13 protein-coding genes are annotated in these 14,796 nt (G+C 38.5%); 4 read left to right on the forward strand and 9 right to left on the reverse strand.

Annotated elements, in window-relative coordinates:
- Window positions 1-96: 96 nt before the first annotated feature.
- Both gorA and ABN099_RS13645 read right to left on the reverse strand, forming a co-directional pair.
- Window positions 97-1,449, reverse strand: coding sequence for a glutathione-disulfide reductase (gene gorA, locus ABN099_RS13640; protein ID WP_349464401.1), 1,353 nt, complete (start codon window positions 1,447-1,449; stop codon window positions 97-99).
- Between the two features lie 148 nt (window positions 1,450-1,597).
- Window positions 1,598-2,440 carry a 23S rRNA (adenine(2030)-N(6))-methyltransferase RlmJ gene (locus tag ABN099_RS13645; protein WP_349464402.1) on the reverse strand — a complete coding sequence of 281 codons (843 nt, stop codon included), beginning with the start codon at window positions 2,438-2,440 and terminating at the stop codon, window positions 1,598-1,600.
- Window positions 2,441-2,619: 179 nt separating this feature from the next.
- Between ABN099_RS13645 and ABN099_RS13650 the strand changes: the two genes are divergently transcribed.
- From ABN099_RS13650 to ABN099_RS13665, 4 genes are all read left to right on the forward strand, one after another.
- Window positions 2,620-3,009 (forward strand): DUF1090 domain-containing protein, encoded by a 390-nt coding sequence (locus ABN099_RS13650; protein ID WP_349464403.1) that lies wholly within the window; start codon window positions 2,620-2,622, stop codon window positions 3,007-3,009.
- A gap of 323 nt (window positions 3,010-3,332) precedes the next feature.
- Window positions 3,333-4,352, forward strand: coding sequence for an inner membrane protein YhjD (gene yhjD / locus ABN099_RS13655; RefSeq protein WP_349464405.1), 1,020 nt, complete (start codon window positions 3,333-3,335; stop codon window positions 4,350-4,352).
- Between the two features lie 83 nt (window positions 4,353-4,435).
- Window positions 4,436-4,645, forward strand: coding sequence for a 4-oxalocrotonate tautomerase family protein (locus ABN099_RS13660; RefSeq protein ID WP_349464407.1), 210 nt, complete (start codon window positions 4,436-4,438; stop codon window positions 4,643-4,645).
- Between the two features lie 79 nt (window positions 4,646-4,724).
- On the forward strand, window positions 4,725-5,735 hold the full coding sequence (locus ABN099_RS13665; protein ID WP_349464408.1) for a serine hydrolase domain-containing protein: 1,011 nt from the start codon (window positions 4,725-4,727) through the stop codon (window positions 5,733-5,735).
- A 119-nt stretch (window positions 5,736-5,854) separates the two neighbouring features.
- Here ABN099_RS13665 and ABN099_RS13670 read toward each other — a convergent pair whose 3' ends face one another.
- From ABN099_RS13670 to dppA, 7 genes are all read right to left on the reverse strand, one after another.
- Complete coding sequence (locus ABN099_RS13670; protein ID WP_349464410.1) at window positions 5,855-7,369, reverse strand: insulinase family protein; 1,515 nt, start codon at window positions 7,367-7,369, stop codon at window positions 5,855-5,857.
- Between the two features lie 173 nt (window positions 7,370-7,542).
- Window positions 7,543-8,253: a HAMP domain-containing protein gene (locus ABN099_RS13675; protein WP_349464590.1), complete on the reverse strand. Its 711-nt coding sequence runs from the start codon at window positions 8,251-8,253 to the stop codon at window positions 7,543-7,545.
- A 515-nt stretch (window positions 8,254-8,768) separates the two neighbouring features.
- Window positions 8,769-9,770, reverse strand: a complete 1,002-nt coding sequence (gene dppF, locus ABN099_RS13680) for a dipeptide ABC transporter ATP-binding subunit DppF (RefSeq protein ID WP_349464411.1) — start codon at window positions 9,768-9,770, stop codon at window positions 8,769-8,771.
- The gene (gene dppD / locus ABN099_RS13685; RefSeq protein ID WP_349464412.1) at window positions 9,763-10,746 is read right to left on the reverse strand and encodes a dipeptide ABC transporter ATP-binding protein; all 984 of its coding nucleotides are present in this window, start codon (window positions 10,744-10,746) and stop codon (window positions 9,763-9,765) included. Before dppD ends, dppF begins: the two co-directional genes overlap by 8 nt.
- Before the next feature lie 12 nt (window positions 10,747-10,758).
- Window positions 10,759-11,661, reverse strand: a complete 903-nt coding sequence (gene dppC / locus ABN099_RS13690) for a dipeptide ABC transporter permease DppC (protein ID WP_349464413.1) — start codon at window positions 11,659-11,661, stop codon at window positions 10,759-10,761.
- A 10-nt stretch (window positions 11,662-11,671) separates the two neighbouring features.
- A complete protein-coding gene (dppB, locus tag ABN099_RS13695; RefSeq protein ID WP_349464414.1) occupies window positions 11,672-12,691 on the reverse strand; it encodes a dipeptide ABC transporter permease DppB in 1,020 nt (339 codons plus the stop codon).
- Window positions 12,692-12,858: 167 nt separating this feature from the next.
- The gene (gene dppA / locus ABN099_RS13700; RefSeq protein WP_349464591.1) at window positions 12,859-14,466 is read right to left on the reverse strand and encodes a dipeptide ABC transporter periplasmic-binding protein DppA; all 1,608 of its coding nucleotides are present in this window, start codon (window positions 14,464-14,466) and stop codon (window positions 12,859-12,861) included.
- Between the last annotated feature and the right edge of the window lie 330 nt (window positions 14,467-14,796).

A 14,796-nucleotide genomic window follows, 5' to 3' on the forward strand; every position in this document is an offset into this window, starting at 1 on the left:
AACAGGCAAAACTATCGCACGATTACACAAATAAAAAAGCAGATATCAACGATGAGATATCTGCTTTATGAAAAATTAACGACTGAACGTTAACAATCAGCGCATAGTAACAAACTCTTCAGCGGCTGTTGGGTGAATCGCAACTGTGTCATCAAAGTCTTTCTTCGTTGCACCCATTTTTAGTGCAACCGCAAAACCCTGTAACATCTCATCCATCCCAAAACCAATACCGTGAATACCAACGATTTTTTCTTCAGCACCCACACAAACTAATTTCATTCGGCAAGGCTGACGATGGCGAGTTACCGCGCTATACATCGCAGTGAAAGAAGATTTATATACTTTTACCTGATCTACCCCAAATTGCTCAACAGCTTGGGGTTCAGTTAAACCCACAGTGCCAATTGGTGGATGACTAAAGACGACAGTTGCAATATTAGCGTAATCTAAATGCTCATTCGGTTTATTATTAAATAAACGTTCTGATAAACGGCGTCCTGCGGCAACAGCAACTGGCGTAAGTTCTACTGCACCAGTGTTATCACCTACTGCATAAATGCCTTTTATATTGGTATTTTGGAACTTATCAACGTTGATATAACCTTTGTCATTAAGTTCAACACCTGTAACGCCAAGGTTAAGATTATCCGTTGCAGGCTCACGACCAATTGCCCAGATTAGAGTATCAACCGTTTGTTCTGTGCCATTTTCTAACTGTAATGTCAGGCTGCCATCTGCATTTTTGATAACCGCTTTTGGTATTGCATTTGTATGTAATTTCGGTCCTTCGGCTTCCATCACTTCTAAAAGCGTGTCAACAATCAGCGGATCAAAACTACGTAATGGCGCATGTTTACGTACAAATAGATGCGTGTCGCTACCTAATGCGTTTAGCACACCTGCAAGCTCTACAGCAATATAACCTGCACCAACAATAGCAACACGTTTAGGTAATGCCGGTAACTCAAAGAAACCATCAGAGTTAATACCGTATTCCGCACCCGGAATATTAGGTTGAACAGGACGTCCACCCGTTGCAATTAGGATATTATCAGCTGTAATTTTTTCACCATTCACTTCAACAGTGTGGGCATCAACAAAGCGAGCAAAACCTTGGATAACATCAACTTTATTGTTACCTAATACACGATCATAAGATTGATGGATCCGATCAATATACGCTGAGCGACTACTGATTAATGTATCCCAATCAAAGCGGTTTACTGTGGTGTCAAAACCGTAGTCTGGACCATATTGATGAATAGCTTCAGCAATTTGTGCTGCATGCCACATCACTTTTTTAGGAACGCAACCTACGTTCACACAAGTGCCACCCAAAGCTTTCGCTTCAATCAATGCACATTTTTGGCCATATAACGCAGCGCGGTTTATTGATGCAATACCGCCACTACCGCCACCAATGGCGATATAATCGTAATGTTTGCTCATCGTTTCTCTGATCCATTTATCTGTAGAAAAATAGGTAACTAACAGCCTAAGTGTTACACATTATAAAGTCTATTATGACAAATTTTGTGATATAGGATGTCAGGTTTTAGCTTTTACAGTAATAGGTAAAAACCGTGATAAACAACGGTTACTCTGGTACAACCCATTCTACGAGTGTGTGTCCAATACCCTCTGGTACTAATGTTTTATGTAACCAAGGTAATATTGATTTCATTTGTGACTCTAGCTTCCAAGGTGGATTAATGACTATCATGCCAGATGCAGTCATTCCTAGTTGATCACTATCCGGCTTTACAGCCAACTCAATTTGTAAGATTTTACGAATACCCGTTGATTGCAGCTCTTTTAGCATGCGCTTAATTTGCTGGCGATGAACAACGGGATACCAAATTGCATAAGTTCCTGTAGCAAAACGCTTATAACCTTCAACAACACCTTTTACTACTGCAGAGTAGTCTTGTTTTAGCTCATAAGGTGGATCGATTAATGCAAATCCTCGACGGCTTGCTGGCGGTAATTTTGATTTTAATTGACCAAAGCCATCGTCACGGGCAACTCGAACTCGCTCATCACGAGAAAACTCCGTACGTAACATAGGGAAATCTGTTGGATGCAGTTCTGTCAGCATTAATGAATCATATTCACGTAATAATTTTGCCGCTAATAAAGGCGAACCTGGGTAGTAACGTAGTTCATCTTTTGAATTTAATGCACCCACAACGTTTAAATAAGGAAGGATAAGCTCAGGCACCTCTTCTTGCTGCCATAAGCGCGCAATTCCTTCTAAATATTCGCCAGTACGGCTAGCATGAGCATTGGTCAATTGGTAACGTCCAGCACCGGCATGAGTATCAAGGTAAAGAAACGGTTTTTCTTTCTCTTTTAAAGACTCAATAATAAGGGTTTGAACAATATGTTTTAAAACATCGGCGTGGTTACCAGCATGGAAACTATGGCGATAGCTCAGCATTCTTTATCTTCCGTTAGAAATGGGTATAGCAAAGTAATTAACTTACTCTGAAAAGAGTTATTCTGCTAAGTGTATCAGAAAAAACTGAACTTCTTTATTGAAAGCGAAAGAATCGTTGTGTCTTGATTTCCAGCCGTTATGATAAACAACTATTTAACTTAAGTCAGAAAGGCTAAACCATGAGAAAATTACTTTTCACCGCCATTGCACTTAGCATGATTACGAGTCAAGCATATGCAAATACCTCAGTAAATGGTTGCGAGATAAAAAAACAGAATATTCAGCGGCAAATAGAGTATGCCAAAACTCATGGTAATCAATATCGTCTACAAGGATTAGAACGCGCCCTACAGAATGTCGAACGTTATTGCACACCCGATAAAGTCGTAGAAAATACTCGCCTTGAATTACGTGAAAAACAGCTTGATGTCAAAGAGCGTGAACTTGAATTAAAAGAAGCACAGCTAAAAGGTGATGCCGATAAAATTGCTAAACGAGAAAATAAGTTAGCTGAGGCAAAAGCTGAACTTAAAGAGCTTGAAAACGAGTTAAATCTACTTACTAAATAATAGTCATAATTATAAATGGCGACTCTCTAGCTTCTATTAATAAATAATAGCGTAATTAGTGAGTAGCCATTTCCTCTATTAAACTTACGTTTATTTTTAGAATAACGATACTATTTTTATTAATATGAAGTAAAAAGCGATATCTCAATTTAACAGAACATCATCTACACTTAAACCAACCAATAGATAGATAGCTAAAACCGCAAGCCAATTATAATAAGCATAAGATCTGTGACATAAATTAAGCTATGATATTTTTTAGAGAAATCTATAGTAATATGACTAATTCATTGAAAGTGGACTGATTTAATTAAAGAGGATATATGTCAGAAGAGACACAGGAACAAACATCAAAGGAAAAAACTCAACTGACTCAACCTATTAAAAAAGGGTTGGAAAAAGGGCTGCATAATGGAAAAAAAGCGATTGGGCTAGGAATAAAAATTACCGACTTTATTACTAATATTCCGTTTATTGCACACCTTATTCGTGCGGCAGAACGCTTTACTGACAGAATGGGAAACCAATTTGGTGCGGCTATTACTTACTTCTCATTTTTATCATTAATTCCTGTGCTGATGCTCTCTTTTGCTTGTGCAGGTTTTATCTTAGCGTCAAACCCCGATTTACTCGCAAAGCTAATAACCGGTGTTGCAAATAGCATTGATGACCCTACTTTAGCCTCAACAGTTCAGCAAAGTATTGATACCGCCGTTCGTCAACGTACTACTGTTGGTTTAACCGGATTAGCTATCGCACTTTACTCCGGTGTAAATTGGGTCGGAAATTTACGCCAAGCGATTTTGGCACAATCTCGCCCTATTTGGGAACGCAATAAAGAAGAGCAAGAGAAAATTTACTTTCGCTATTTTCGTGATTTTTTAGCCTTAATTGGTTTGCTAATCGCACTGATTATAACCATTACATTGACGTCCGTAGCCGGATCTGCACAAAGAATGATTGTTCATGCGCTTGGTTTAGATGGCATTGAATGGCTTACTCCTGCTTGGACCGCTTTAGGTTTAACTATCTCTATTACAGCAAACTATTTGCTCTTTTTATGGATACTATGGATTTTACCTCGCCACCAGCCTCAACGGATCTCATTAATCAAAGGAACATTAATCGCAGCGATTGGTTTTGAGATTTTAAAATCTGTGATGACATGGATGCTACCCAAAATTGCAAGTTCACCTTCAGGTGCTGCTTTTGGTTCGGTGATAGGTTTAATGGCTTTCTTCTATTTTTTTGCACGACTAACCCTATTTTGCGCTGCTTGGATTGCAACTGATGGACCCAATATGCGAAAAGAACAGTTGTCTGAAACGTCATCAACATCTTAACTTTATGATAAAACTACATTGTTAACTATAGAGTTAGCACCCTGCATTAACCACCTATTAAATAACGTAATAAGGAAAAAATAATGCCATACGTTAATATTAAAATTACCCGTGAAGGTGCAACTGCCGAGCAAAAAGAACAACTTATTGCAGGGGCAACACAACTTTTAGTGGATGTATTAGGCAAAAATCCCGCAACAACGGTTGTCGTTATTGATGAAGTTGATACCGATAATTGGGGCGTTGGAGGTAAAACTGTCACCGATTTACGAATGGCAGCAAAAAATAAGTAATCTCAGTATATAAATATTAAGGGGTGCCAAGAACACCCTTTTTTCTGACCTATTTTCCTGACGGATAAGGAAGTGATTAATGGTTCAATCAATTACTGATGCTTTTCATGCCTTACCCTCATCAAGTGCTATCTATATTATGGGTGAGGGTATTCAATATCCTTTCGGCATGGCACATGGATTTTCCGATGAAAGTACCAAAAAAAAATTAACCGTCGATACGCCTTTTCGTATCGCAAGCAACACGAAAACATTTTTAGCCGCCGCTTTTTTGCGTTTATGGGAGCAAGAGGCACTTTCGCTAAATGATGACATTACTAAATACTTAAGCCCTAACTACCAACAAACACTATCAGAATTAGGGTATGACCTAAAATCTATCACACTACGCCATTTGCTAAGTCATAGTAGCGGTCTTTTGGATCATGCTAACGAAGCATATCTTGAAGATGTTATTCAAAATCCCGCTCATCAATGGACTCGTGAAGAGCAGTTATCTCGTTATGTTCAACAAAGTTTCCCCATTATTCCGGCAGGGAAACGCTTTATTTATTCTGATACTGGCTATATTTTGCTTGGTGATATTCTCTCTCAATTTACAAGAAAAAATATGGCAACCTCAGTTCGAGAATTGCTGCATTTTCAAGATTTAGACTTACCACAGACATGGTGGGAATATTTAGAAGCACCATTAACACATGTAAAACCTCGTGCAAGGCAATTTACAGGTGAACATGAAGGTACGCATATTAATGCGTCGATGGATGCATTCGGTGGCGGTGGATTAGTAATGACGACATTAGAGCTTGCTAAGTTTACTGCTGATTTGTTTGAAGACCGAATTTATACTCACCCATCAACATTAAAAGAGATGTTTTGGCAAGGAAGTCACACTGGTGCCGCTAACTATCGATTAGGTTTAATGGCTGAAGAGACAGAGTTAGGCACACTCTATTATCATCTTGGCTATTGGGGTTCTGCGGCTTACTATTTACCAGAAAAACGTATTGCTATCGCTGGATTTACAACTCAACGCAATGACCGTGATACTCTCATTACCATCATTAAAGAAGCATTTAAGCGTCTTTAATTTGATGAAAAAAAGCCGAAAATATTATTAACCTATTTTCGGCTTTTTTATTTCTTATCGCGCTTATCGCGTGGCTACATTTCAAGCTACATTTAAATAGTGAGCAGCCTAATAGTTCACTATTTTTTTGCCGGAGCGGTTGGTTTTACCGCTTCAGCAGTAACAGCAGCTGACGCTGGCTCTATTACTGTATTAGCCGTATTGGTTGACTCAGGATGAACTTGTTTTTCAAACTGAATACGTAGCTCGCCTAAATTAACGGTTGGCGTTTCACCACTTTGTGTTAATACAAAAGTGATATCTTCTGATAAGACTTTAGCTAGCTCTTGATTTAATGTTTCTTTCGATAAATTAGCTAAAAAAGCTTGGCGTAGACGTTGATATTGCTCAGGAGGAATATCAATAATATTGCTTTGCTGAGATAACAAACGTTGATTAATCAAAAGAGCTGTACTGGTTTTAGCATAACGAGCAAATAGCTGTGTTAATTGCAGTTGCTTCTCTTGTTGAAGCTCTTGATATAACTCATCACTAATACCTTGATTGCGTAATTTACCAAGCTCTTCACCTACCCATGATGTAATTACAGGCACATTGGTGGTTATTGTATCTACATTAAGAGAGCAACTTGCACGCTGATATTGTACTCGACAATCAATGTTAACAAGCGTGTTGTCTTTCTCTTTTCGTTGTTCAAGACTACGACCAAGATGAACAAAAATCACTTCTCGCGCTAAATCGCTCAACCAGTATTTATTTAACGTGTCTGAATCTTTTACTGGTGACCAATTCAAATCCCAAATTAAAGAAATTTGGTCATTTTTTCGCATTGGTTCTTGTACATACAGTGTTTCAGGTTTCATATCAGCAAGTACAGGCACAGGTACTGGTGAAACGCGTTTGCCATTAAGCGGGGAAAATGCTTGATTAATACTTTCTGTTAAGACTCGATTATCAACGTTACCAGCCACATAAAGTGTCATTACATCTGGGGTATACCAACGCTGTTGATAATCAGACAGCTCTTTTGTATTAACAGATTGGTTAACAGATTTACCTGGGTTATGCCCTTTTAGATTGGAACCTTCAAGACGAGCTCGCCAAACAGGGTCTTCTATATTCGCTGGGAATGTAACCACGGGAAGTTGAGATTGAACCGCATTGCGAACGGCATCTTCGGTATATTCTGCGGGTTTAGCAATACCAGCAAGTAATGCAAACGCATCTTTAAGTAATTCTGGCTGATTATTAGGTAAGCTTAAGTTGTAAACCGTAAAATCATAAGAAACAATCATAGGTGGTAATGGAAAATCAGGATCTAATGCATTTTTCCATAAATTATCGCGCTTAACCGGAGAAAGCCCCGTATTTTCTAATACACCTAATTTTGAAACCAATGATGAAAAACCAATCTCATTTGATTTTTCTGATAATGAGCCAGTATTCACCAATAAACGAATCTGTATGCGGTCATTAGGACGTTGTGGCGTTTGCAGAATTTGCCACTGAAAACCATTTGCTAAACGCCCTTCTTGCCACGCAGGATCAGGCTGCAAAGCTTCCGCTTGAACTTGGCAAACAACAGCGCCTAACATAACGCTTCCTAATAAAACTCGTGTTATTACACCCTGCATGTGAACCTCTTTTTATTAATCCTTGGTATTAAACCACTTATGAGGTTTAACAATAAGTGCCAGAAGACATGTTAGATGTTTAATGTCTATTTTTATATTTGTCATTCTTAATCACCACAAAAACATAAAATTAAATCACTATAAAGATTAGACTCATTGTGGCATCAGAAGGTTCAGACCTTTGGTAATTTTTGATCAGATTTTTGATGATTATATCCTTTAACCAGCAAACCAATTTCATCATCACGATGTGATTCCGTACAAGACAAAACAGATATCTGATTATCTTGATTAAGCGTAACCGCGATTTTACGTAATGGTTTCACCACAATACGATTAATACACCAACTAATGGCGATAGTTAAAATTAGTCCCATCAGTAAATAAGTAGTGAGCATTAATGCGACAGTATTGCTGGCAAAGCGATAAAAGCGATTAGTATCCGCTTGTAAAATAAGATGACCTGTATAGGATTTATCATCTGTTGCCGTTATTCCTAAAGGCTGTAAAGGAATAGAAACTTCAACTGGGATACCAAAAAGCCAACTTGAGAAATCAGAAACTGGTTTTTTAGGAGCAAAATCAAGGTTTAGCACCTGAGTATTTTCTGGTTGCATAACAATCGCCTTACCCAAAATACCGGTTGTTTTTAATCCAATAATCAGTTGCTTAGCATCATTTAAATCTGAACGTAGTAGTGCATTTGCAAGTGGTTGCTGAATGCTTACTCCTGCATTAAAAAGCTGATTTTGATAATCATCACGACGTTGATCAATCAAATAGACCAGCTGGATACTGATAAAAATAGCAATAGTCACCAACGTGACGCCCGCTACTGCGGCCATCTGTTTTATTGTTAATGAACGTTTAAGGTGAGGTTTCATCACAGCTATTTCCAGTAAACACACTTGAACAATAATGATTATACTGTATTTTTTTGTTTGTGTATCACTCTTCAATAAAGAAAATATCGCTATAAAGATACGCTATCCACTTAAACGAAGTAATATTAATAATAAACATCAAATATTTTAGTAAAGTAACGAGTGAAAAATAATAAAATAGCTTAAACACACACTCTATATTTTATTTATTTTACAGTTAATTTACTTTGTATTAATAAAAAGTATAGATAACTAAAAAAGACTAGCCTTATCTTAAATTCGATATTTTTTAATTAAATCAACCTTATTTAATTTTACAAAAATTAAATTTAAATACTAATTTTACTCTTTCATTAGGTATTTTTAATAAATTATATTTCGAATTTGTTTTTATTTAATAGAGAAAAACAAATATAAACATAAGAAATAATAATATTATTTAAAATAGACCTATAAAAAATAAGAACAACATGAAATATTACATTGTTCTTATTTTAATATATATACTTTTTTATTTAGTGCTCTGCATTATCCTGTTCAACAGCAAAACATGCGATTAATTGACCATCATACTCTTTCAATGTTGGTTGCAATTGACTACAAACACCAAATGCTCGGCTACAACGAGCTGCAAATGCACATCCTGGTGGTGGATTTAGTGGACTTGGTAATTCTCCAGTAAGTTTAATTCTTTCACGTCGTAATTGTGGTGTTAATCGCGGTGTTGCTGATAACAACGCTTGTGTATAAGGGTGTTGAGGATTGTCAAAAATTTGAGCCTTAGTCCCTTTTTCAACACAACGCCCCAAATACATCACTATCACTTCATCAGCAATATGCTCGACCACGGAAAGATCGTGAGAGATAAAAACATAAGAGAGCCCCATATCATGCTGGAGATCCATCATCAAGTTTAACACCTGAGCTCGAACAGATACGTCAAGAGCAGAAACAGGCTCATCCGCAACCACAACATCTGGTTCTAGCATTAAACCACGAGCGATTGCGATCCGCTGACGTTGTCCCCCAGAAAACATATGAGGATAACGGCTATAGTGCTCTGTTTTTAGACCTACCTTTGCCATCATTGATAATACTTTTTCTTTTCGTTGAGGTGCCGTTAATAAGGTATTGATTATCAACGGTTCTTCTAAGATCTGTCCAACTTTCTTACGTGGATTCAATGATCCGTAAGGATTTTGAAAAACGATTTGGATCTTTTGACGACGGAGTTTTTCCGCTGTTATATCTTTTACCAGTAAATTCTGCCCAAGATAAGATAACTCACCCGAGGTTGGGATCTCAATCATGGTAAGTAATCGCCCTAATGTCGATTTACCACAACCCGATTCACCCACAATGGCTAATGTTTTTCCGCGTTCAAGTTCAAAAGAGACACCATCAAGTGCTTTGACCGTTTTCTCTTTGGAGAAAATTCCCCCTTTAACGCGGTAATATTTTGCTAAATTTACCGCTTTTAATAAGGGAGTCGATAAGTTCGAGTTATTTTCAGCCATGTGTTGGTCTCCCGGTGCTATCCAACGGTGTGTGACATTTCACACGATGTGTTCCTATCTCTTTTAATTCAGGTTCACGTTGATAACAATCGTCATGTGCATAGGGACAACGTGGGTTTAACAAACACCCTGTAGGTCTATCGTAACGACCAGGAACGACGCCAGGTAAAGACTCTAACCGTGCTTTATTTATAGCAAATTCAGGTAAAGCTCTTAATAAAGCTTGCGTATAAGGATGTCGGGGCGCTTTAAAGATTTCTGTTGCAAGCCCAGCCTCAACAACTTGCCCAGCATACATCACAATAATAGTATCCGCCGCTTCTGCAACTAATGCCAAATCATGGGTTATCAGTACCAACGCCATATTTTCTTGTTTTTGCAAGTCGAGCAGCAATTCAATGATTTGCGCTTGAATGGTGACATCAAGTGCTGTTGTAGGCTCATCAGCAATGAGTAATTTAGGACGGCATGCTATTGCCATTGCAATCATGACTCGCTGGCTCATACCACCTGAAAGCTGATGAGGATAAACATCTAAACGAGAAGCGGGATCAGGGATCCCTACTAGCGTTAAAAGGTCGATAGCTCTTTGCTTACGAGTTCGACGGCTACCACCTTGGTGTACCTTTAAGGCTTCCATAATTTGATAACCCACGGTAAAACAAGGGTTAAGACTCGTCATGGGATCTTGAAAAATCATCGCCACTTCAGCACCAACAAGATTTCGCCGTTCCGATTCAGAGATTTGCATTAAATCTCGTCCATCAAATTGTAACTCTTGCGCAGTTACTCGCCCCGGAAAATCAATCAACCCCATTATCGCCAATGAACTTACTGATTTTCCTGATCCTGATTCACCAACAATACCGACAACTTGCCCTTCTTCTACTTGATAACTAATACGGTCTACCGCTCGAAACGGAGTATCTTCATCACCAAAGTGAACAGATAATTGATTAATATTTAATAGTGCCATTTTATTACCCCGTTACTGCTTCAATTTCGGATCAAGCGCATCTCGCAAACCATCGCCCATTAAATTAAAGGCCAAAACGGTAAACAATATTGCTAATCCCGGAAATGTCACCACCCACCATGCACTTTGCGTAAACTGAAGAACATCAGATAACATGGTTCCCCACTCTGGTGTTGGTGGCTGAGCCCCCATTCCTAAAAAGCCCAGTGCCGCCATATCTAATATGGCATTAGAGAAACCTAAAGAGGCTTGAACAATCAGCGGAGCAAGACAGTTAGGTAAAATATTAATAAACATCTGACGAATTGCCCCTGCACCCGCTACTCGAGAAGCTATGACATAATCACGATTAACCTCAATAAGCACCGCAGCTCTGGTTAATCGAACATAGTGTGGTAGTGCGACAAACGTCAGTGCAATAGAGGCATTAACAATAGAAGGTCCAAAAATAGCGACCAGTACAAGCGCAAGTAGTAAGCTTGGTAATGCCAACATAATATCAACCACTCGCATGATTGAAATATCGACCATACCACCAAAATATCCAGCCATTAACCCAAGGATAATTCCTAAGATTAATGAAAGCACAACGACAATACAGCCAACCAATAACGAGAGACGAGCGCCATACATTAAACGAGATAAAATATCTCGACCGACATCATCAGTCCCTAAAATAAAACTCCAACTGCCACCTTCTTGCCATACTGGCGGCGTTAATAAAAAATCACGAAATTGCTCATTAGGTGCATGAGGTGCTAAAACACCCGCCAATAACGCAATGAGCAACATAATAACAATGTAAATAAATCCAACAACAGCACCTTTATTTTTTTTAAAATAGTGCCAAAATTCTTGGAAAGGTGTCATAGGCTCCGGTGCATTGATGACCGGTGTTACTTTATTTTCAGTCATTATGCATTCCTTATTTCTTATGACGGATGCGTGGATTCACGATGCCATAAAGTACATCGACTAAAAGATTGACAAAAATAATCATGGTCGCAATGAGTAGCACTCCACCTTGTACCACAGGATAATCACGACGTTGGAGTGCATCAATTAACCAACGACCTAATCCCGGCCATGAGAAAATAGTTTCAGTCAAAATAGCCCCTGCTAACATCGTTCCTACTTGTAATCCAATAACAGTAACAACAGGTAACATCGCATTACGCAAAGCATGAATAAGGATAACTCGACCACGACTTAATCCTTTTGCTCTAGCAGTCCGAATATAATCTTCACCTAATACTTCAAGCATGGATGAGCGTGTCATTCGTACAATAACAGCGAGGGGGATAGTACCTAATACTATCGCAGGTAAAATCATGTGATGGACAGCATCTCCAAAATCACCTTCTTCCCCCCAAAATAGGGTATCAATCAGCATAAATCCGGTTAGAGGATAGCTATCATCCAAAAAGACACTATCATTCAGTCGACCAGATACCGGAGTGAGATCCCACTGTACTGAAACCAACATAATAAGCATGATCCCCCACCAGAAAATTGGCATGGAATAACCGGCTAAAGAGACGCTTATCGCAGTATGATCAAAAATAGAACCACGTTTTACCGCAGCAAGCACACCGACAGGAATACCAACTGAAACAGCAAAAATCATGGCGCAAACGCCTAATTCAAGGGTTGCTTTAAAGCGAGGTAAAAACTCATCCCAGACAGGAATTCGGCTTTTTAATGAAATACCTAAATCACCATGAAGTACACCATTGAGGTAATTCAGATATTGTTGCCATAAGGGTTTATCCAGTCCTAATTCTGCCATTAAATAGGCGTGGCGTTCAGGTGATAAACCACGCTCTCCCGCCATGATCATAACCGGATCACCAGGAATAAGATGGACGAAGATAAACGTGAGTAACGTAATTCCGATAAATGTTGGGATCACGAGCCCCAAACGTTGAAGGATAAATTGCAACATATCCTAATTCTCTTTTTAGACATCAGCTAAAAGATAGCGCTGATAAATCAGGAGAAATTCTCCTGCGCTCACAGTGTACTGAATGTATTCATTATTATTGAATTACGGTGTCTTCTGATATTAGAAGACACCGTACTTAAGGCTGTTCAAACGTTATGACATCTCAATTATTTAACTGAAACGTTGTCGAAGTGATGTTTTCCTAATGGATCAACCACATAGTTTTCAACTTTTTTACTTACTGGCTCATAAACGGTAGAGTGAGCAATAATCAGTGCAGGCGCTTGTTCATGCATCACAACTTGCGCTTGTTTATACAATTCAACACGTTTGTCATGATCCGCAGTAATTCGAGCAGGTTGGATGAGATCTTCAAATGGCTGGTAACACCACTTAGAATAGTTAGAACCTTGCTGTTTCGCAGCACAACTAAACAGTGTTGCAAAGAAATTATCAGGATCACCATTATCGCCAGTCCACCCCATCATTACAGCTTGGTGTTCACCAGACTTAGCTCGTTTAAGGTATTCGCCCCACTCATAGCTAACTATTTTGGTTTTTACACCAATTTTTTCCCAGTCAGCTTGTACCATTTCTGCCATACGGCGGGCATTTGGATTATATGGTCGTTGAACTGGCATTGCCCATAAATCGATAGTAAAACCATCAGCAAGACCCGCTTCTTTTAATAGGGCTTTCGCTTTTTCAGGGTTATATTCATAATCGGTAATCGCATCGTTATAACCCCACATGGTAGGTGGTATTAAATTCTTCGCTTTTTGTCCTGCACCTTGATAAACCGCTTCGATAATGGCGTCTTTATTTACCGCCATACTCAATGCTTGACGAACCTTTTGGTTATCGAGTGGTTTTTTCTCAACGTTAAACGAGATATAACCTACGTTTAAACCCGGTTGTTCCAGTAAATTGATATCGTTATTTTGCTTCATTTTAGCGATATCAGCAGGATTTGGATAAGGCATCGCCTGACACTCATTTTTTTGCAGTTTCGCATAGCGAACAGAGGCATCAGGTGTAATAGAGAAAACTAAACGATCAATTTCAGGTTTTTTACCCCAATATTGGTCATTAGCTTTAAAAAGAATACGTGAATCTTTTTGATACTGTAATAGTTGGAAAGGTCCCGTTCCGATGGGATCTAAATCGACTTTCTCTGGTGTACCTGCTTTCATCATATTGTCAGCATATTCAGCAGAGAGAATAGAAGCAAAGTCCATCGCCATATCAGCAATAAAAGGCGCTTCAGAACGAGTGAGAACGAAACGAACGGTGTAATCGTCAACCTTTTCGATCTTCGCGATCATATTATTCATATCCATTCCAGTGAAATATTCATAACTTCCACCTGAAACTTTATGATAGGGGTGTTTAGGATCCATTTGACGCATAAAGGTATACATGACGTCATCTGCATTAAACTCACGGCTAGGTTTAAATGTTTTACTCGTATGCCAATTCACACCTTTACGTAAGTGAAAGGTGTATACCTTACCATCATCACTCACATCCCAGCTTTCAGCTAAGCCTGGAATAATTTCTGTAGTACCTAATTTGAATTCAACTAAACGGTTATAAAGAGGCACTGAACTTGCGTCATAAGTTGTGCCCGAAGTAAATAATTGCGGGTTAAAGCCTTCAGGTGAACCTTCAGAGCAATACACCAACGTTTTTGCCTGTGCACTCGCGGAAACAGCTAATGCTAATAATCCGATAGTTGCGGTTAAAATTCCTGCCTGTTTTTTGGAGCTTTTCATCATCACTCTCCGAAATTGTTCTGTTGTGTTTTTTGGCTTCCTATTTTTAAAACGGAATGCCTTTTTATTTTGTCATTGTTCAATTAACCAACTGAATCCCCTTCCGTCAATAAGGGGGAGCTGGATAGAAAGAACAAGTTATAAACATAAATTAAACGAATATCGAACAATGGCAGGATAAAAAATTAACTATTAACTTAGTTTACAGTTAATAAAACCATATATTGGGTGATACTTAAGTGAAATGACCATTTGAAAAAAAATGATAATTTGTGATTAACCGCTTAAATATTGAACGAATGTTTTGAAATAAAACAAAGAACTTGGTGA

The sequence above is a fragment of the Proteus hauseri genome (assembly GCF_040139125.1).
Lineage (GTDB): Bacteria > Pseudomonadota > Gammaproteobacteria > Enterobacterales > Enterobacteriaceae > Proteus > Proteus hauseri_B.